Annotated in this window: 18 protein-coding genes; 6 read left to right on the top strand and 12 right to left on the bottom strand. The window is 42.4% G+C overall.

The window, feature by feature from the left end; genetic code table 11:
- Window positions 1–11 precede the first annotated feature (11 nt).
- Entirely contained in the window at window positions 12–1,169 is a 1,158-nt protein-coding gene (locus WN948_RS10425) for an ABC transporter permease (RefSeq protein WP_342304139.1), read from the top strand.
- 28 nt (window positions 1,170–1,197) lie between these two features.
- Here the strand turns inward: WN948_RS10425 and WN948_RS10420 are convergent, their stop codons facing one another.
- From WN948_RS10420 to WN948_RS10410, 3 genes are all read right to left on the bottom strand, one after another.
- On the bottom strand, window positions 1,198–1,614 hold the full coding sequence (locus tag WN948_RS10420; protein WP_342304137.1) for an inorganic diphosphatase: 417 nt from the start codon (window positions 1,612–1,614) through the stop codon (window positions 1,198–1,200).
- A gap of 219 nt (window positions 1,615–1,833) precedes the next feature.
- Window positions 1,834–3,003 carry an ABC transporter permease gene (locus WN948_RS10415; RefSeq protein ID WP_342304136.1) on the bottom strand — a complete coding sequence of 390 codons (1,170 nt, stop codon included), beginning with the start codon at window positions 3,001–3,003 and terminating at the stop codon, window positions 1,834–1,836.
- A gap of 80 nt (window positions 3,004–3,083) precedes the next feature.
- A complete protein-coding gene (locus WN948_RS10410; RefSeq protein WP_342304134.1) occupies window positions 3,084–3,710 on the bottom strand; it encodes a LysE family translocator in 627 nt (208 codons plus the stop codon).
- A 75-nt stretch (window positions 3,711–3,785) separates the two neighbouring features.
- Here WN948_RS10410 and larA point away from each other — a divergent pair, with 75 nt between their 5' ends.
- Window positions 3,786–5,096 (top strand): nickel-dependent lactate racemase, encoded by a 1,311-nt coding sequence (gene larA, locus WN948_RS10405; RefSeq protein ID WP_342306457.1) that lies wholly within the window; start codon window positions 3,786–3,788, stop codon window positions 5,094–5,096.
- 59 nt (window positions 5,097–5,155) lie between these two features.
- On the opposite strand, the gene eno is transcribed toward larA, so the two are convergent.
- Entirely contained in the window at window positions 5,156–6,430 is a 1,275-nt protein-coding gene (gene eno / locus WN948_RS10400) for a phosphopyruvate hydratase (protein WP_342304133.1), read from the bottom strand.
- A 156-nt stretch (window positions 6,431–6,586) separates the two neighbouring features.
- Here eno and WN948_RS10395 point away from each other — a divergent pair, with 156 nt between their 5' ends.
- Window positions 6,587–6,970, top strand: a complete 384-nt coding sequence (locus tag WN948_RS10395) for a transcriptional regulator (protein ID WP_342304132.1) — start codon at window positions 6,587–6,589, stop codon at window positions 6,968–6,970.
- A gap of 12 nt (window positions 6,971–6,982) precedes the next feature.
- Here WN948_RS10395 and WN948_RS10390 read toward each other — a convergent pair whose 3' ends face one another.
- The 5 genes from WN948_RS10390 to nadC form a co-directional block, all read right to left on the bottom strand.
- The gene (locus WN948_RS10390; RefSeq protein WP_342304131.1) at window positions 6,983–7,423 is read right to left on the bottom strand and encodes a PPC domain-containing DNA-binding protein; all 441 of its coding nucleotides are present in this window, start codon (window positions 7,421–7,423) and stop codon (window positions 6,983–6,985) included.
- A 4-nt stretch (window positions 7,424–7,427) separates the two neighbouring features.
- The gene (locus WN948_RS10385) at window positions 7,428–8,072 is read right to left on the bottom strand and encodes an ABC transporter ATP-binding protein (RefSeq protein ID WP_342306456.1); all 645 of its coding nucleotides are present in this window, start codon (window positions 8,070–8,072) and stop codon (window positions 7,428–7,430) included.
- Window positions 8,073–8,280: 208 nt separating this feature from the next.
- On the bottom strand, window positions 8,281–9,387 hold the full coding sequence (locus WN948_RS10380; protein WP_342304130.1) for a cell division protein FtsZ: 1,107 nt from the start codon (window positions 9,385–9,387) through the stop codon (window positions 8,281–8,283).
- Window positions 9,388–9,463: 76 nt separating this feature from the next.
- The gene (locus tag WN948_RS10375; RefSeq protein WP_342304129.1) at window positions 9,464–10,726 is read right to left on the bottom strand and encodes a BatD family protein; all 1,263 of its coding nucleotides are present in this window, start codon (window positions 10,724–10,726) and stop codon (window positions 9,464–9,466) included.
- Window positions 10,727–10,861: 135 nt separating this feature from the next.
- A complete protein-coding gene (gene nadC, locus WN948_RS10370; protein WP_342306455.1) occupies window positions 10,862–11,686 on the bottom strand; it encodes a carboxylating nicotinate-nucleotide diphosphorylase in 825 nt (274 codons plus the stop codon).
- Between the two features lie 132 nt (window positions 11,687–11,818).
- Here nadC and WN948_RS10365 point away from each other — a divergent pair, with 132 nt between their 5' ends.
- Genes WN948_RS10365 through WN948_RS10355 form a run of 3 tightly spaced genes read left to right on the top strand, consistent with a single transcriptional unit; the run spans window position 11,819 to window position 14,497 of the window.
- A complete protein-coding gene (locus WN948_RS10365; protein WP_342304128.1) occupies window positions 11,819–12,634 on the top strand; it encodes an aspartate dehydrogenase in 816 nt (271 codons plus the stop codon).
- Between the two features lie 58 nt (window positions 12,635–12,692).
- Window positions 12,693–13,637, top strand: a complete 945-nt coding sequence (nadA, locus tag WN948_RS10360; RefSeq protein WP_342304127.1) for a quinolinate synthase NadA — start codon at window positions 12,693–12,695, stop codon at window positions 13,635–13,637.
- An 8-nt stretch (window positions 13,638–13,645) separates the two neighbouring features.
- The gene (locus WN948_RS10355; protein WP_342304126.1) at window positions 13,646–14,497 is read left to right on the top strand and encodes a geranylgeranylglycerol-phosphate geranylgeranyltransferase; all 852 of its coding nucleotides are present in this window, start codon (window positions 13,646–13,648) and stop codon (window positions 14,495–14,497) included.
- A gap of 2 nt (window positions 14,498–14,499) precedes the next feature.
- On the opposite strand, the gene WN948_RS10350 is transcribed toward WN948_RS10355, so the two are convergent.
- The 3 genes from WN948_RS10350 to WN948_RS10340 form a co-directional block, all read right to left on the bottom strand.
- Entirely contained in the window at window positions 14,500–15,729 is a 1,230-nt protein-coding gene (locus WN948_RS10350) for a methionine adenosyltransferase (protein ID WP_342304125.1), read from the bottom strand.
- 65 nt (window positions 15,730–15,794) lie between these two features.
- On the bottom strand, window positions 15,795–16,499 hold the full coding sequence (locus WN948_RS10345; protein WP_342304124.1) for an RNA ligase partner protein: 705 nt from the start codon (window positions 16,497–16,499) through the stop codon (window positions 15,795–15,797).
- Window positions 16,500–16,957: 458 nt separating this feature from the next.
- The gene (locus WN948_RS10340; protein WP_342304123.1) at window positions 16,958–19,195 is read right to left on the bottom strand and encodes a CDC48 family AAA ATPase; all 2,238 of its coding nucleotides are present in this window, start codon (window positions 19,193–19,195) and stop codon (window positions 16,958–16,960) included.
- Between the last annotated feature and the right edge of the window lie 235 nt (window positions 19,196–19,430).

Below are 19,430 nucleotides of genomic sequence, written 5' to 3'. Positions count from 1 at the left end.
GGTTGTGACCGATGCGATATGAATTATTCATTGCGCTGCGCCATATAAAAGCAAGAAAAAGACAGACAATTCTCTCAGTTGCAGCCATCGGAATAGCTGTTATGATCCTGATGGTATCCCAGTCATTCATGGCAGGATTTACACAGGAACTTTACAGTAAGACTGTTAATAACCTTCCCCACGTTGTGGTTTCACCCCAGGATGGAGAAGACTACATCCATCTCTACAAGAACATTGTCGAAAAGATCAATGGTATCGATGGTGTTGTTGCCTCATCACCCTACCTCATAGGTGAGGCTTCTTTCAAATTCAAGGACAATACCAAAAACGCTGCCATGAAGGGAATAATTCCATCGCAGGAAGATGCGGTTGCCCATACAAAAAAAGATATTATAAAAGGGAACTTCGATGAACTTACATATTCCGATACGAGTATCGTTATAGGAGACACCTTTGCAGAGGATATGGAGCTGGACATTGGAGACAGCGTGGAAGTATCATTCCCCAATTCAAACCCGGTTTCACTGAGAGTTATAGCAATCTACGATACCGGAACGTCACTGGATGAAAGCCTGACATATATTTCACTTAAAGCAGCACAGGATTTTTACGATATTCAGGATGTCATAAACGGCATATCCCTGAGGTTAGAGGATTTCAACCGGGACAGGGAGATAGCACAGATAATCGAAGATAATGGTTACAATGCTGCAGGATGGACTGTGAACAACCCGGAAATATTGAGAACCATTGCCATTGAGACCGTATCGAACAATGTGACACTTGGATTCATTCTCCTTATAGCCTCCTTCGGGGTTGTAAGCACACTGAATATGGTAGTAATGGGAAAAGTGAAAGAGATTGGAATACTGCTGGCAATGGGTGCCACGAAATCAAATATCAGATTCATATTCCTGATTGAAAGCGGAATACTTGGCCTTGCAGGTGCAGTTTTTGGAACACTGGCAGGAGTTGCACTGGCACTATCGATCGGAAGTTACCCGCTTCCTGAAGGCGTATACGGCCTGGACTCCATACCGGTGGTTGTAAGGATCAAAGATGTACTGACAATAATCACAATTGTATTTTTACTGAACCTCATCGCAGGCATTTATCCTGCACAAAGGGCGGCCAGTCTTGACCCGGTTGAAGCTATATCTACAAGATAAATAGAACAAACACTGTCCCAGCTTAATGTTATTTTTCCGGCTCCCCGTTGTACCAGACAATTCCCTCGAATCTGCAAACTGACATCTTTTTTTTGAGAATAAGATAGTACATTATCTTGAATGTTGCATAGAGATGAAAGTAAAAGTAAAAGACTGGTTTTGAGAAGGAACCTTCTAAATAGACTATCTCTTTGTTATCCACAAGAGAATCATCAATGAAACGGACAAGACCATCTGTTTTCATCACTTCGAAAACTGCACCTTGTGGCATTCGGGGACCTATCACCATCACATCTTTTTCCATGCCATCATCGGCAATGCTCCCTTCAATAAAACCATAATTGAATATTGTCGGTATAGGTGACAGGAATTCTTTGACGAACTGTGATCCTTTTTTATTATATTTAAAAAAACTGTATTTCGGCGTCTCGATCACAATCTTCATGAAACGTTATTGGTACGCTTTATAAAAAAACATAGGGATGCGAACGGGCAAAGGGGGGGTTGAATGTACAGGTATGGTGGTTGGAGTGTATTGGAGAGGTACTAATAAATAGACCTAAAAATAAACCCGTTCGCAATTACACAAACGTCTTTTGTATATATATACCTTTCGTCCATATACGAACAAACTTTTATGCTTTAGTTAGAAAGACAAGAACGATCATGCACTTTCGATGGCTTCCACAGGATCAAGTTCAGCCGCACGCCTTGCAGGATAAACACCTGCAACTATGTTGATAATGAAAGAAAATACAATTGCATAAGCATAGTTCATGATATCAGTTTTAAGCGGAAGAGTTGTCAGACCGAAGTACATCTCCTGAGGAAGGTCTATTTGATATGAGGACAGCGCAGTTGAACCTAAATAACCCATCACGCATCCAAGTAATACACCCATTGTGCCCAGTATGAGCGACTCAAGAAGGAATATCATCGTGATATTTCTCTTAGAAGCACCCATTGCTATTAACATTCCAATCTCACTTTTCTTATCCATGACAACTGTAAAAAGAGTATTAGCAATACCAAAACCTGCTATCATGTATATCAGACCATAATACAGCCACACGATCAATACCTGCGTATTGAGCAGATCAAGAATCTCTTTGTTAGTCTCTATCCAGCTTAAAGCATCAAGCCCTGTGTCCCGCTCAATTGAATTCGCAATAATATCCGCCTGGAAAGGATCGACAACCCTTATATTGATCTTGCTTGCAACACCATTCTCATCAAAGAAATCCAGGGCAGAGTCAAACCGAATGTAAGCAATGCTTTCATCGTTCGGAGTTCCGCTGCTGAATATGCCTATTATTTTGTAGGATGAAGCTCCAAACCCCGGCATGACAATGTCAACATTTTGTCCTGTGACAACTTCAAGATCCTCTGCAAGCTTGTCACCAATAACGATACCATTGTTACTCCTACCAAGAGCAAAGAGATCACCTGAAACAATGTCATCAGATATGCGCATAACAGCATCTTCTGCAATTGGGTCAATTCCATTGAGATTAATGCCCTCTGCATTATCCTTATGGCTTATAGCCGCCTGCCCAATGAATACAGGAGACACAGCCTCGACTCCATCCATAGCAGCTATCTGCCCAGAGTAATAATTGTAGAAATGAACATAATCCTCTTTCTGATCTGCTGAGCTCACAACAATATGCGGAGAATTCTCCACTGTGGTGGAGATCAGCTCTTCAGTGAACCCGGTCATCATGGACATAAGAACAACAATAACTGCAATAGCCAGAGCTACCGCAAACACTGCAAAGAAAGTAAGACGCTTGCGTGCACTTATGTGCCTCAGGGCTATTCTCAACTCATACATGGACCAGCTACCTAGGAAGAGATTTGACTGTTACAATATAACTATTCCGTGAATATACAAAAGAATAACCCGAATTTCATTTACTGATTTGAAAGCGCAAGCTCCACAGCGATGAATGAGTATATTCCTGCTTTAGCCCTGTTGATATGTTTACCCATATTCGGCCTTTCCATAATTTTGATGCCAATAAAACCTGCAAAGAAAGATACAATGAAAAAGACAACTAAAGCCTGGACAAGGAATACAGCCCCAAGGAAGATCATCTGTGTTGGAACACTTCCGGCATTTGTATTCACGAACTGGGGCAGGAATGCCAGGAAGAATAAGGAAACTTTGGGATTCAGCAGGTTCATAAAGATACCTCTCCTGTAAAGGAGGGAATGATCGGTCTTTTTTACGCTCTCCATGGATGCAAAACCGCCTTCTTCGCGAATTGCTTTGTAAGCAAGATAAAGAAGATAGATTGCTCCTGCATATTTCAGTATTGAAAAAGCAACTGCCGAACTATACAATATAGCAGAAACACCCAATGCTGCTGCTGTTGTGTGGAACAATAATCCTGTACACAGACCTGATGCAGTTGACATTCCGGCTGCCTTTCCCTGAGATATGCTCATTGTGAGAACAAAGATGATATCAGGACCAGGTAACAAAGTCAGAGCTATTGATGCTGCAAGAAAGTACAGGAGCTGTGTGGGTTCTATCAATTACTCACCTATTTCCGGGAAATCAGGAATAGAACATTAAATTTCTGATGCCTGCATATATGAAGACAGAATTCTATAAATAAATCTTCCTATTATGAACTATCCAGATACAACAATATCCGCGGAGGAGTTTTTATCAAAATACAGATACCTTATGGAAAAGAATTCGTAGACCTTGATGTGGAAATTCCTCATGAGGTCATTGCACCTAACCATGTAGAAGTTGGAGATGAATCTGACATTATCACTGAGTCTTTGAACAATCCTGTTGGAATGAAGTCTCTTGGGGATTTTGTAAAGAAAAGTGACAAGATACTGATACTGGTTAACGATGCAACCAGACCGACACCCACAGCAAAGGTGCTTGCTGAGATGCGTGATGCCCTCAGGAACCATGATGATGTAAGGTTCCTTGTTGCCACCGGTGCACACAGAGGACCAACTGAAGATGAGTTCAGGTATATTTTCGGGGAAATATACGATGAGTTCAAGGACAGGATATTCGTCCATGATGCACGCAGGGATGAGGACATGGAATACCTGGGAGTATCATCCAATGGCACTGAGATGTACCTCAACAAGATGGTGAACGAGAGCAAGAACATCATAGTTATCGGAAGTGTGGAGCCTCATTATTTTGCAGGTTATACCGGTGGAAGAAAAGCATTCCTTCCAGGTGTTGCAGCATACAAGACCATCGAAATGAATCACAAACATGCACTATCTGATGCTGCACAACCCCTTGCAATCAAAGGAAATCCTGTTGCAGAAGATATGGAAGATGCAATGAAAGTACTAAAGGACCTGAACGTATTCTCCATACAGACCGTCCTGACAGCAGACCACGGATTGTATGCCATGATTTCAGGCGATCTTTTTGAGTCCTTTGACATTGCAGTTGAAAAAGCAAATGAGGTGTTCTGTTCAAAGTGCACCCGTAAAGGAAACATCGTGCTCACCGCTGCACCCTACCCTATGGATATTGACCTTTACCAATCCCAAAAAGCACTTGAGAATGGAAAACTTGCACTTAAGGAAGGAGGAATCATCATCCTTGTATCCAAATGCAGGGATGGCGTGGGAGATGACACATTCCTGAACCTGCTCTGTTCTGCAAATACATGCGAAGATGTAATGTGCAAGATAGATGAAGGATACAAACTGGGGTATCATAAAGCAGCCAAGATGGCACAGATAGGTGTTTATGCAGAAATGTGGGCGATATCGGACCTGCACCATGATACAATCAAAATGGCTAAGCTGGAGCCATGCATGGATATACAGGAAACCTTTGACAGGGCAATAGAAAAAGTAAAAGAGCAGGGAAAGGAGCCTTATGCGGTAATTCTACCACAGGGAAGCCTCACTGTCCCCTTGCTCGAATGAAAAGCGAAATATAACTCAAAATAAAAAAAGAATAGAGCAAGTTTGAACTAAGTTCTAGTTCAAATTTGCATGTAACGTGCTGCTTCACCCAGATCTTCTTCAATTCTGAGAAGCTGGTTGTATTTTGCAGTACGCTCACTTCTTGCAGGTGCTCCGGTCTTGATGAGGTCTGCACCGATTGCTACTGAGATATCGGCAATGGTTGTGTCCTCTGTCTCTGCGGAACGATGGCTCACTACAACACTGTATCCATTGCGGTTTGCCATGTTAGCTGCATCGAATGACTCGGACAGGGAGCCTATCTGATTCACTTTCAAAAGCAGTGAATTTGCAGCACCCATTTCCACACCTCTTGCCAAACGTTCGACATTTGTCACAAAAAGGTCATCGCCTACAATGAAAGTATCCCATGCATCATTTGTAAGAGCTGCAAAGTCTTCAAATGACTCCTCGTGGAATGGATCCTCGATAAGGATGATAGGATATGTTTCTATAAGCTCAAGATAATAGTCAACGAGTTCAGCAGGTTTTAGCATTTTCCCGTCAATGGAATAATTAGTTCCATCGAAAAATTCTGATGCTGCTGCATCAAGGCCAATGCTTATCTCAGATTCCGTATATCCTGCTTCTTCAATTGCACTCACAAGAGCATCAAGGGCATCAGCAGTCATTTCAATGGACGGTGCATAACCACCTTCATAACCTACATTTGTTGCTGAAGCACCGTACTTTGATTCAAGTATCTTGGCAAGTGCATGATATGTTTCAGTACCCATTCGCAGAGCCTCAGAATATGATTCTGCGCCTTTTGGCTGGATCATGAATTCCTGAATGGAAAGATCGTTACCTGCATGTTTTCCACCGTTAAGCACGTTCATTGTCGGAACAGGAAGTGTGTAGGCATTAATTCCACCGAGGTAGCGGTACAATGGCATGTTCATGGAGTCAGCAGCTGCTCTTGCAACTGCCATGGAAACACCAAGAATAGAGTTTGCACCAAGTTCCATCTTGTTCTCAGTACCATCCAATGCCAGCATCAGACCATCGATCTCACGCTGCTTTCTGACGTCCATGCCCAATATTTCGGCCTCTATAGTCGTGTTCACATTGTCGACTGCATCAAGAACACCCTTTCCCCTGTAACGGTCTTCTTTGTCGCGCAACTCTAGTGCTTCATTGCTTCCTGTAGATGCACCGGAAGGAACACTAGCCCTGCCGAATCCACATGAAGTATAGACATCTACTTCGACTGTAGGGTTTCCTCGGGAGTCCAGAATCTCACGTGCATGAATCTTTCTTATTTTGTAATTGCTGTCATCATCAATATACGGCATCCTATTCCACCTTCGTCTTATTATAACACCTACTTTGCAATTACCGTATATATTGTTACCGTTCACTTCTTTTATTCACATAAATTGGTCAAATTAAATTCGAGCACATTTATATACACATAAATTATATAAACTTAAAAGTATTATTAGTATCAAATGAAAACTGGAGATATTGACCTTTTAGATGGGAAAGGTTATGAAATTATTGAACTTTTGCAAGGTCTGGAGGTACCCAGAACCGAAGCAATATCTATTGCCTGCCTGGTATGCGGAGATGAATTGACATCCCAGAACATTGAACAGGCATCAGGACTAAGACAGCCGGAAGTAAGTATTGCTATGCGTCCATTGAGAGAAAGAGGATGGATAAATGAAAGGAACGAAAAAAAGAATACAGACAAAGGAAGACCTGTAAAATATTACAAACTTGTCGTACCATTTGAAGAGATTGTGAAGACATTCGAGTCTAAAGCCCTAAAGAAGAATCTGGAAATGGTTGATGCCCTTGAGCAACTCAAGGGACTTAGTAATAATGGTTAATTGGGTTTATTCTTAATCCGAAAATGTTACAGGGGCAAAACCTCTTTTCGGATCAAATACCCTATTAGCTGAGATTCCTGATATTTCCATGATAAATATCTCTACAACCATGAATACCTCACTTTCTCTGCGCAAGCAACCTGTTTTAACAGATTCACCCCTTCCTGCAGCTACATGAAGGTGTATCTTTGGCTTACCATCCTCCCGGAATATATTGCCAATACCTATAAGCTCATGAGCATCGCTGAATTTTGCCCATTGTGGATCAGGAGGAACATCATTTGTCTTCGGACCTACAACAAGACTTGCTTCTTTTACAGCTCCGAGCATCATGAACATCGCAGACCTGATATCTTCTGTGACAGCCAGACCTTCAAGTTCTGAGAGAATATCATCTCCCTGGTCCAGACGAACTGTAAATACCCTTCCGATATTTCCTTTTGAATATTCCATGAATTCACCCTTCTATTGAATCTCCTGATATCCGACCATCAACGATCCTGATGATGCGATCGGTCTTTTTGGACATTTCCTCATCATGAGTAACAAGAATAAAGGTCTGTCCCCTATCACGATTAAGTTTTCGCAGCAGGTCATAGATCATGTCGCTTGCCTTCGTATCGAGATTGCCTGTGGGCTCATCACCTATAACTATACCCGGATCATTGGCAAGAGCCCGGGCAATGGCAACTCTCTGGGCCTGGCCACCTGATAGCTGACTAGGAAGGTGTTCCATACGATCACTCAAGCCAACCTCTTCAAGTAAAGCAGAAGCTTTCCTTTTTGCATCTTTGTTTTTCATACCACCTATCAAAAGAGGCATCATAACATTCTCAAGAGCATTGAAATCAGGCATAAGATGATGATACTGGAAAATAAAACCCAATACTTCGTTGCGCACTTTGGATCTCTCTTTTTCTGACATCTCGGTAATTACCCTCCCATCTATGGAAATCATACCGGAAGTCGGCGTATCAAGAATACCTATCATGTGCAAAAGAGTACTTTTTCCAGACCCTGATGGACCAATAATAGAAAGGAACTCACCTCTTTTGATATCAAGATCTACGTCATCAAGAGCATGAACTTCAACTCCATTCATGTATACCTTGGAAAGTCCACGTATCTGAATAATATCTGACCTGTTATCATCAGCCAAAATAAAAACCTCTGATACCTTTATTGAGGTTTAGACTATTTCAATGTATTTGATTTCATAGCGAGTGGTAAAGGCATACAAGCCGCAACAACTGCACGAATAATCAAAAACAGAAATGTATCACAATAAAAAAAATAACGGAAAGGGGACTTCAATAAGATGGGTCCATTCCGTCTATTTGTGAGAATGCACGATCTACTTCTTTGTCGTTGGCAACACGTTCCTTCTTTGCACGTTCATACTTGATAGCATCCACAGCTACCGCGTAAAGCTTCTCGAGTTCGGATGCGGATTCAAGAGTCAGAACTGCAAGTACTTGCGGCAGTTCACCATCCCGGACAATAATACCTTTGAAAACATGACCTACAGAACTTGATAACTTATCAATTTCCGTGGAGATCTCATCAATGCTCAGACGCTCCCGGTCACCCCTTATAATGACCATAGCCCTGCTGGCTTCATCATAGACATCACTGGAGAATAATAAACCAGAAGGAGAAAGAGCATTCTGAATAGCGGTCCTCACAGGCATATCCGTATCTGCTTCATAGAAGCCTATTGTCGCAAGCCCTGCGCCACCGCTCATGACAGTCTTGAAGTCACCAAGGTCAGTGACCATCATCATTTCACTGTCAAGTGCATCTAGCAGGAAAAGGAGGCGTCTGGCTACCATATCATTGATGCCATTGTAAGCAGATTCAACATTGCCACCCATTTGTTTAAGGAACTGGTTGTCAGCAAGTATAATTCCATCTGCTCCGCTTTCACGAATATCCCTTAAGCAAAAAGCAGCGTTTTGAAGATAAAGCGTGCCCTCTTCCCTGAAAGGAAGTACCACTACGGCATAAACCGGAAAATCATACTTTTCCTTGAGTTCCTCTACAAGCATAGGGGTAAATGAAGAACCGGTCCCACCTGACGCAGATGTTATAACAAAACATACATCAAAGCTCCCTCTTTCCTCGATCTGCCTCATTATATGGGTTTTGTTATCCTCAAAAACATGCTTACCCACATTTCGGTTGGCGCCAACGCCATGCAAATGAGGAATATGTATCCTGTCCTTTGCTTTTGTGAACTTCATCTCCTTTAGATCGTTCACTGCAGTATTGATAGCAATTGTTTGCACATTGCTTTTGTATTTTTGTTGGGACAAGTACTTGCCAAAGCGGCTCTTCTTACCAAAAGCCTCCCTGTTAATCGCATCCAGTATACGGTTTCCGCATTGACCGTTCCCAACGATGAGTATGTTGAGCAATTAATTCCTCCAAATGATAATATAATTATAATCAGATAAATCTTATGATAGCTTCCTTTAGTTATAAATCTATAGATTAGAACTTATATTGTTTGTGCCTGTAGAATATCCAGGCGGCTATAACTCCAACTATAACTAAAGGTATTGCATATACATATATAGGCTGTTCGAAGAGATGATCATATTTACCTTTTGTAACAAATATCTTGTTTGTCACTGAGTCCGAACTGACCTGCTGCAGTTGAGCATCAACACCATTGCTGAAAAGGTAACTGTTCTGGGTAGTGATAGTATAGGTGCCTACTTCTGCAGCCTTTAAAGTAAAAGAGAATTCTTTTTCCTGCTGAACACCGAAAGATTCCATATATACTGTTGGCACACCTGAGATAGTTTCTATTCCAGGACCACCTTCAAGTTCCAGACCTTCAGGAACCTGAATATTCACTGTCACACCTGTTGCCGAAGTATCCCCTGTATTTTTGATCTTGATGGTGCCATGGATGCCATCATTCCTATTAACTGTGTATTTATCGAGGGTTGTTGTGAATTCAAGCTCAGCATTCACAATATCCTCAGTTGCCCCCACTGTGATCACAGGGGAATTTGATGAAGCCTGCGGGAAATCCAATCCGGCAGTGTTCGAAAAACTGGCAGTTGTGGGTGCAAGAGTATAAGTGCCTGATTCAGTTGCTTTCAATTGATAAACAAATATAGTTTTGGATTCGCCCACTTCAACTGACGTGATTCCGGTCTGGCTTACAAAAGATTCATATAACAAGAATTTTGCCTGCTGAGGATCCTGGAAGATAACGTCTGTTGCCTCATCGTCACCAATATTTTCAACATTTACGGTTACACGTACAAGATCACCTACATTGAGTTGAGATGTATCAACTGTCTTTGTGATCTTAAGTTCAGGAGTACCTGAATATATAGCATACTTATAACCACCATCAATAGTTCCACTTTCATAGACATCGCCAACATTATAGTTGTTAAGGACTATGGAAACCCTGACCACAGGAAGAGTTCCGCTACTAACTGATATGAGAGTGATATCTATTGTAGCATCATCTTCAAAATCAAATTCATAAGAACTATCCTCATTTACAAGAAAATCATCAACCTTATTTCCATTGTTATACACATAGAATGAGGCGGACTCTGCACTGGGAAAGGCGTCTGTAACATCGATGACAAAATTGTTTATCTGGTACCCATCACCCATTGTAATGGTACCATTGTACAACTCTACCGCTGCGGAGGCATTTCCAGCCGTTGCCAGACAGAAAATAACCATACACAGAGAAATGACAAAGAATCGAGTGGGTTGAACCATATTTTCCTCAGGTAATCAGAATTTGATTTTGTTTTTCAGTAAAATACGCTGTTTTTGATATAAATCTTATGATTATAATCGTTTTTAAAATTTGTGTGAGAACAAACATTTATCGATATATGTTTCGCAAATCGGTCATATAATTAGTTCAAGACTGACATCTATCCATCGAGCCTGATGAACAAGAGAACCCATGGATATTACATCGACCCCGGTCTTTGCGTATTCTTCCAGATTATCTGTATTGATACCACCAGAGACCTCTATTATAATGTGCTCAGGTATCGATGATCTTTTCAACGTTTCCACAGTGTCAATGACCGCACCCGGACCCATATTGTCAAGCATGATAATATCAGCACCTGCTCTTGCAGCCGTCAGGGCATCTGCAGCAGATTCAACCTCAACCTCTATTTTCTGTGTGAAACCTGCCTTTTCCTTAGCAGATAACAGAGCACCTTCCACACCCATCATTTTCACGTGGTTGTCCTTTATCATTATAGTATCTGAAAGGTTGAATCTGTGAGAGTCACCACCACCTGCAATCACTGCCATTTTCTCATATTTGCGAAGTCCCGGTGTCGTCTTCCTTGTGCATGCTATCTTTACATCCGAATATTTACGTGCTATGTCTACGCATCTTCTTGTGTTCGTTGCTACTCCACAAAGATGACCAAGGAAGTTAAGGACAAGTCTTTCTGCCCTAAGAATAGAAAGAGAACTCCCACTTAAGGAAAATATTGTATCACTTTTTGAGAGACTGTCACCATCCAGATAGTTTGTGGTATAAACTACCCCTAAATAATCGAAGAACGATCGTGCAACATCAAGTCCTGCCAATGTGCAGTCCTCTTTCGTGAAAATAACAGCCTCTACGTGCCTTTCTGGAACAAGCTTGCAGGAAATATCATTATATCCCAGATCCTCTTCAAGGAAACTCTCTATTTCATGTGTGAACATCATATTACCTATGGGTATGTGCAGTAAAGTGATTTATATTCTTTCAGCATATAAGCAAAACCTACTTAACTAATCAATATAAGCAGTAATCAACAAATCTACTTAAATAAGCTCAATTTTCAGGGATAAATAATGCTTAAGATAGGACTTATTGGCTGTGGGACAATCGGAACCAGCATATGCAAAGCCATTGATGATGGCATCATTGAAGCAGAGCTTTTTGCTATTTATGACAGGAATAAGGATGATGTGGATAGACTGTTATCCACCCTCAAAATCTCCAACCCTCAGATAATAGAACCTGCTACAATGATCAAACAGATAGATCTTCTTGTAGAATGCGCATCACAGGAGGCTGTCTATGAGGTAATACCAGCAGCTCTCCATGCACATTGTGATGTTATGATAATGAGTGTGGGTGCTTTTGCAGACGAAAAATTGCATAACGCCATAAAGGAACTTGCAAAAGATAACAACTGCAAAGTGTATCTCCCCTCCGGAGCTATTGTCGGGCTTGACGGACTCAAATCAGCTTCAACCGAGGAAATATACTCAGTCACACTCACAACCCAAAAACCGCCAAGAGGACTTGCAGGAGCACCTTATGTTATCATAAACAAGATCGATCTGGACAAGATCGACGGGAAAACTGTTATTTTTGAAGGGCCTGCCAGTGAAGCGGTAAAAGCTTTCCCTGCAAATGTCAATGTCGCTGCAACCCTAAGCATTGCAGGTATTGGTTTTGAGAAAACCAAGGTAAGGATAGTAGCAAATCCGGCACTTACACGCAACATACACGAGATATCCGTTGAAGGTGCATTCGGAGAGTTTACAACACGGGTCGAGAATGTTCCGTCGCCTACAAATCCAAAGAGCAGCTATCTTGCATCCCTTTCTGCCATAGCTACCCTTAAAAAGATATCCAATCCGTTCCAGACTGGGACATGAACTGGAAATTACAGTAATCTATCTCCAACATATTCATAAAATTGATTTATGGACAGAATTGTCACTTACAAAAGGTTATGATCTAATGCAAGACACTCAACATATCATTGAAAAGATACAGGAGTTAAAAAAAGAACGTAATGCTGTCATCCTCGCACACAACTATGAGAGAGGAGAGATACAGGACATTGCAGACTTTACAGGCGACTCCCTAGGACTGAGCAAACAGGCAATGGAACAGGAAGCTGAAGTCATAGTGTTTTGCGGAGTTCATTTTATGGCTGAAAGTGCAGCCATCCTGAGTCCAGAAAAAACCGTGCTTCTGCCGGAAAAATATGCAGGTTGTCCTATGGCATCAATGATAACCGCCGATGCCTTGCGCGAGGAGAAAATGAAATATCCTGATGCTGCAGTCGTGTGTTACGTAAACTCAACAGCCGAGGTGAAAGCAGAAAGTGACATCTGCTGTACATCAGCAAACGCAGTTGAAGTCGTCAATTCCCTTGAAGAAAATGAAATATTGTTCGTCCCTGACAAGAATCTTGCAGACTATGTTTCCAGGTACAGCACAAAAAAGATAATCCCCTGGGAAGGATACTGCCCCACACATAACCAGATACTTGTTACAGATGTCATCAAGGCTAAGAAAGAACATCCTGATGCCGAAGTACTTGCACACCCGGAATGTCGCAGGGATGTAATTGACATGGCAGATAAGGTATTCAGCACCACCGGAATGGTTGAGTACGCCAAGAACTCAGGAGATGAGTTTATCATTGCCACTGAAAGTGGCATCCTTCACAAGCTGGAAAAGGACAATCCAGGTAAAAGATTCTATAGTGTCTCTGAATTTGCAGTCTGTCCGGAGATGAAAGCCATTGATCTTGACTCATTGCTGAACTCTCTTGAAAAGATGCAACATGTAATTACTGTTCCAGAGGATATCAGAGTCAAAGCCAGAATCGCACTTGACAGGATGCTTGAAGTGAAACGAAACAGGTAATCTATAGTATGCAAGCGTACCTAAAACTGATGCGTTCGGGCAATTGCCTTATGGCAGCCATTGCCGCAATAATTGGAGTGTTTATAGCCTACAACATCGTTGCAGCTAATAATCCGCTTTCCACCCAGTTTCCGATATTTGATGCAACAAAGGTATTCCTTGTAGTCTTTCTGGTAACTGGCGCAGGCAATGCCATCAATGACTATTTTGATGTTGAGATTGACAGGATAAATAAACCTGAAAGACCAATATCTTCCGGAAAGATAGGTCTTAAGACCGCCTTATATTTCTCACTGGCACTCTTTGCAATTGGCACTCTTATAGCAGCATCTATAAACCTGATATGTGGTTTTATTGCCCTTGTCAACTCTCTTTTACTCATATATTATGCAAGTAGCCTGAAACGCACGCCTCTCTTAGGAAATATTGCTGTTGGATATCTTACCGGTTCTACATTCCTCTTTGGCGGTGCTGTGTTCTTTGAAAACGGAGGAATCAACGGGATATTTGTACTTTTCCTGCTGGCAACCCTGGCAACCATAGCCCGCGAACTAGTAAAAGATATAGAAGATATTGAAGGTGACAGTAAAGACGGAGCACGCACACTGCCGATAATCATCGGAGCAAAAAAGGCAGCATATCTGGCATCACTGATAGGTTTTGTTGCAGTACTAGCAAGCCCATTGCCTTATCTGCAATCACTCATGGGTATACGCTACCTGTTCATAGTTGCTTTAGCTGACATGCTCTTTATCGTTGCTGTTTATCAGATACTCGGGAAGAATGATCCGGCAAAGTCATCAAAAATGTTTAAGATGGCAATGGCCTTCGCACTCATATCTTTCATAGCCGGTGTCTGATATCAATAAACGGTTATCATACCCCTGGCAAGCTGCATACAAAAATCCTGGATATGTTCGAGTTCGAAATCAATTACACCTTCTATTTCTTTTGCCACTGAATCCACTGATCCCTTTTCCATAATGACCTGGGCTGCCGCCACCTTGGGAGTATCAATAGGAACACCGATGTCACTCAGAAGCCATACATATGCCTCTTTCACATCAGGCACTTTTTCCACAATTCTTCCTGCAATATGATGGGAAAGAACATTGTATATCTTACCCACATGACTCACCGGATTCTTTCCTGCTGCTGCTTCACTGCTAACCGGACGGTTTAGGGGAATTATACCATTTACCCGGTTACCTCTTCCAACCTGTCCGCAGTCGGCATCTTCGGCTGATGTACCTGTAACGCTTGTATAGATCCCTTCCATGCCACGACCCGGAATATCAAGATTATTGAACGAGACAGATGTGTTCATCTGCACACCTTTCTCTTCCATGTAAGACACCAGATATCCGTTCATAGCTCCAAAAAGGTCATTCTTCATATTGAAATAATGTTGCTCGGAATCAACAAAAGAGTCGATCAGTGGCATTGCAACTGTTATGTCTAATTTTGTATCCCGCCTTATGCCCATGACCTTGACATCTTCACCTGATTCCGGATATTCTTCTTTGAACTGGGCAGAGTTCAGGTGCTTTTCCATATCCAGTACTGCCTGTTCAGTGAAAGAAAGGGGAGCATACCCTACTGCAGCCGATGTATCATTGGAACCAAGTATACCTTTTTGTCTCCTGAAGATGTCTGTGAGTTCTGCAGAACCTGGCTTGAGTTCTACCTGATATTCCACAAAGTCCGGCTGCACAAAACGTAGCTTCTCATCGAACCACCTTTTTGCAGTATCCACCGCTATATTGGCAACATCGATCTCTGTGTCTTCTACCTTGAAAGTTGCACGGTCACCAATAACAAGACGCATGGGTTCAACTACAATACCCCCACCAAAGATTCCAGCAGTTTCCCCGGCGACAAGCAGGCATTTATCCGTATTATGATGTAAGATCGTATCGAACTTCTCAAGGTATTCATTACATAGATTTACAGATATCTGATCCATAATAGCATCGCAGATGCTGTCAGGATGACCCAGTCCCTTTCTTTCAACAATTTCGAGGTTTTGTTCCGGAGCACTTGCTGCCCTGAATTTCTCTACGGTTATATTTCTCAGTTTAACCCCTCCCAAAGATTACTGACCACTATCGGCAGTTAGTATATGTAATTTTAATTAGAATGGCATTGAATTAATAACTACTCATTTTCAGAAGGAATTATTCCAGATGATTCTACATGCTTCAGATATTCCTGCAATATCATGGGGAACGTACTTGCAGGCACAAACCTGACACCAAGTTCTTCAGCCCATTTCTGTATCCCGAAATCACTGGCAACAACAGCAGCATCAAGCTCTTTTGCAAGTATAAGAACGTCTATGTCAGGAGCACTGTCAAGAATACCATAACGAAGAGCAGAACGGTACTTGTTCCTGAATTTCCCAATATGCCCGCCAATAACTCTCTTTTCGATATCAAAACTAATATCCTTTTTCGTCTCTGCTTTAGTATCGGTGAGCAGGCACTCAGTAGATGCATCCCAGATAGTTTCCTCAGCAATGACCATGCCCTTGTTGATACGTTCACGCATGTGTGATACATATTCATGGAATACCTTAGACGGAATCTGCACATTATACCTATCAGGAGCCTTTTTCACAAGCCATGTATCAATCTTCGCGATAACATCATCATCACAACCGTTGTTCTGAGCAAAGTCATGCAGCTCTTTGTAAACTGATGGAAAAGGCACATAACAACTTATACCAAGGTTTAACCTGGAGCTAGCTATAAGCTCTAATACCTCCCTCATTCCCCCGCATAAACCATCTTCACCAAGCTTTTCTCTTGTCTGCAGGTCGGTCAATGCAGTTGTATCCAGAACAAAACGCTGCCTTAGCATGTGATTATCTTCCTGTAGAGGCAGATTCGATTACCTGCCCTGCATATATAGATGGGTAGAGTTGGCTTAAAGTATTTTTGGTAGTCCAAAATAGATGGATGTAGTTTCCTGTACTTACCTCATATTTTAATAGTGACTCCATTTTCAATTAAGAGTGCACTCGTTTCTGAATATTATGTATGCCATTCATTGGGATTATTGTCATTTTGAGCCTATATTGATAATTGCAAAAACATATTTTAGAGCCCTGCTTTTCAAACAAATGCCACTTTCTGAATAAAAATAGTTTTTAGATAGCAATAGTAAACAAAAGAACAAGGATAATTAAGTTAAGGGAAAGGGGCTATAATAGTCCCTTTACTTTTTCTTGTTTTCTTTTTTGAATTAAAATCAGGTTGAATCCATTTTGTTGATGCTGCTTATCCAATTAAATGATGGATAAGTAGAGCATCACATATTCACTGATACGCCCTTTCGTCTTCACCTGTACTTTTCTCATCCTCATTGGCCGCATATCTTGCAAATGATTCAGCCGCCTGCTCATAGAAACTCATGGCGCTGCGGGAAGTTGTAGGTTTTACTCTTTTTTTGGCTTTGAGGAAGTGCTCGGCTGTGATTTTCAGACCGGCAGCTTTTTTCATAGCTTCTTCCTGACTAAGACCCGGAGTTATTACCTCACGAAGGGCCAGCATTGAAGCTTCACGGGAGATTGACTCGATATCAGCACCGACATAACCCTCGGTGATGTCGGCAAGCTCACGGATATTCACATCATTCTCAAGGGGTTTATCTGTAAGATGGATATTGAATATCTTTTCACGACTCTGTTTGTCAGGAGGACGAACATAGATAAGGCGGTCAAACCTACCCGGACGCAGCAGAGCAGGATCAACAATATCCGGGCGGTTGGTGGCAGCGACTATTACAACGTCCTTCAATTCCTCCACTCCATCTATTTCGGTGAGTATCTGGCTTACCACACGCTCGGTTGCATGTGCATCAACACTGGAACCACGCTCAGAAGCCATGGAATCGATCTCATCAAAGAAAATAATAGTTGGAGCAGCTTGTTTTGCTTTACGGAAAGTCTCACGAACCGCACGCTCAGACTCTCCAACATAGCGGCTGAAGAGTTCAGGACCTTTGATACTGATAAAATTTGCCTCGCTCTCGGTTGCCACTGCCTTTGCAAGCATTGTCTTACCTGTACCAGGAGGACCAAATAACATGATACCACGCGGTGGCTTTGTGCTCACCGTATCGAACAGATCAGGATACTTCAGGGGCCATTCTACAGCCTCTATCAACTCCTGCTTGGCTCCCTCCAGACCACCGATGTCTTCCCAGCTCACGTGGGGTACTTCTACGAAAACCTCCCTCATGGCAGAGGGTTCTATATTCTTCAGTGCCTCATCGAAATCTTTTTTGGACACTTCCAGCTTTTCCATAAACTCCGGCGGGATCTCATCCTCAACATCATCTATTTTCAGTTCAGGAAGAAGACGCCTCAGGGCATGCATTGCAGCTTCCTTACACAGGGTTGACAGGTCAGCACCCACAAATCCGTGGGTCACCGCAGCTATTTCCTTTAGCTCCAGTCCTTTTTCCAGAGGCATGCCTCTTGTGTGTACATAAAGGACCTGCAAACGTCCACTTGAATCAGGGATTCCTACTTCTATTTCCCTGTCGAACCTGCCGCCACGGCGCAGTGCTTCATCAATTGAATTGGGGCGGTTAGTTGCAGCGATAACTATGACTTTGCCTCTTGAAGCAAGACCATCCATCAGGGACAGTAGCTGTGCAACTATCCTGCGTTCCATTTCCCCCACGACCTCATCACGTTTGGGAGCTATGGAATCAACTTCATCTATGAAAATAATGGTTGGAGCATTACGTTGCGCCTCTTCGAATATCTCACGCAGCTTTTGCTCACTTTCACCGTAGTATTTGGAAACTACCTCAGGTCCGCTTACAGAAATGAAATTGGCGTCAGTCTCACTTGCGACTGCCCTTGCGATCAGGGTCTTGCCAGTACCCGGCGGCCCGAACAACAAGACACCTTTGGGGGGGTCGATACCCAGTTTGTTGAACAATTCCGGATGCTTGAGTGGAAGCTCTATCATCTCACGCACAAGTCCCAGTTCCCTCTGGAGACCTCCGATGTCCTCATATGTCACCTGACCGGTTGTGCTCTCTGCAATTGCGGCCTTCTCCCTGAGTTGTATCTGGGTACTCCTTGTCACAACCACAGGCCCCGATGGCTTGCTGGAAAGTACCACAAAAGAAATAGGATTGTTCACCGTCTCAACACGGATATTCTGTCCCTTTACAACAGGACGACCTTCCAATATCCGAAGAATGAAACGTGCACCTCCCACAAGATGCGTTTCCCGTGTTGGAGCCAGAGTCACAGCCTCAGCCTCCACCACCTGAACCTTTTTCAGAGTAACCTTATCATCAATACCTACTTTTGCATTGTTCCTGAGGTTACCGTCTATCCTCACAAGTTCCTTGCCTGCATCCTCAAGATAACCGGGCCAGACTATTGCATAGCATTTTTCCTTGCTCTTGATCTCAATGATATCGCCACTGATGGCGCCTATCTGCTGCATGAGGGGCTTATCAAGCCTGGCAATTCCTCTTCCTGCATCACGAGGATATGCCTGACCAACGCTGACGATTATTTCTTCAGTCAAAACCTATCACCACAAGTCCAGTCTTAAATACGGTATCGATGGTCGTCATTAATAATATATTCAGTAGAACTATGATTTAACGCTTCTGGGGTTTGGGGTGTTGGGTGGGGATGATTTGAAATTTGCAGGAGTTCAATAATCCGGGATTTTCTGAAAATGTATCAGGTCAAAGGAAATGAACATTTTTAAAGGCAGGTTATATCCCGATTTATAGCCCATAATAAAGGAAGAAGAT

The organism is Methanolobus sp. ZRKC5 (assembly GCF_038446525.1).
GTDB lineage: Archaea > Halobacteriota > Methanosarcinia > Methanosarcinales > Methanosarcinaceae > Methanolobus.
The sequence above is the reverse complement of the archived record's forward strand: the minus strand, read 5'-3'. Positions and strand labels throughout refer to the sequence as shown.

Coding starts and splice junctions, on each gene's coding strand:
- WN948_RS10365 (WP_342304128.1), top strand. CDS start 11,819: ATGCTTAAGATAGGACTTATTGGCTGTGGGACAATCGGAACCAGCATA.
- WN948_RS10420 (WP_342304137.1), bottom strand. CDS start 1,614: ATGAAGATTGTGATCGAGACGCCGAAATACAGTTTTTTTAAATATAAT.
- nadC (WP_342306455.1), bottom strand. CDS start 11,686: ATGTTCACACATGAAATAGAGAGTTTCCTTGAAGAGGATCTGGGATAT.
- WN948_RS10385 (WP_342306456.1), bottom strand. CDS start 8,072: ATGAATGGAGTTGAAGTTCATGCTCTTGATGACGTAGATCTTGATATC.
- WN948_RS10425 (WP_342304139.1), top strand. CDS start 12: ATGCGATATGAATTATTCATTGCGCTGCGCCATATAAAAGCAAGAAAA.
- WN948_RS10390 (WP_342304131.1), bottom strand. CDS start 7,423: ATGGAATATTCAAAAGGAAATATCGGAAGGGTATTTACAGTTCGTCTG.
- WN948_RS10355 (WP_342304126.1), top strand. CDS start 13,646: ATGCAAGCGTACCTAAAACTGATGCGTTCGGGCAATTGCCTTATGGCA.
- WN948_RS10415 (WP_342304136.1), bottom strand. CDS start 3,003: ATGTATGAGTTGAGAATAGCCCTGAGGCACATAAGTGCACGCAAGCGT.
- WN948_RS10395 (WP_342304132.1), top strand. CDS start 6,587: ATGAAAACTGGAGATATTGACCTTTTAGATGGGAAAGGTTATGAAATT.
- WN948_RS10345 (WP_342304124.1), bottom strand. CDS start 16,499: ATGCTAAGGCAGCGTTTTGTTCTGGATACAACTGCATTGACCGACCTG.
- eno (WP_342304133.1), bottom strand. CDS start 6,430: ATGCCGTATATTGATGATGACAGCAATTACAAAATAAGAAAGATTCAT.
- WN948_RS10375 (WP_342304129.1), bottom strand. CDS start 10,726: ATGGTTCAACCCACTCGATTCTTTGTCATTTCTCTGTGTATGGTTATT.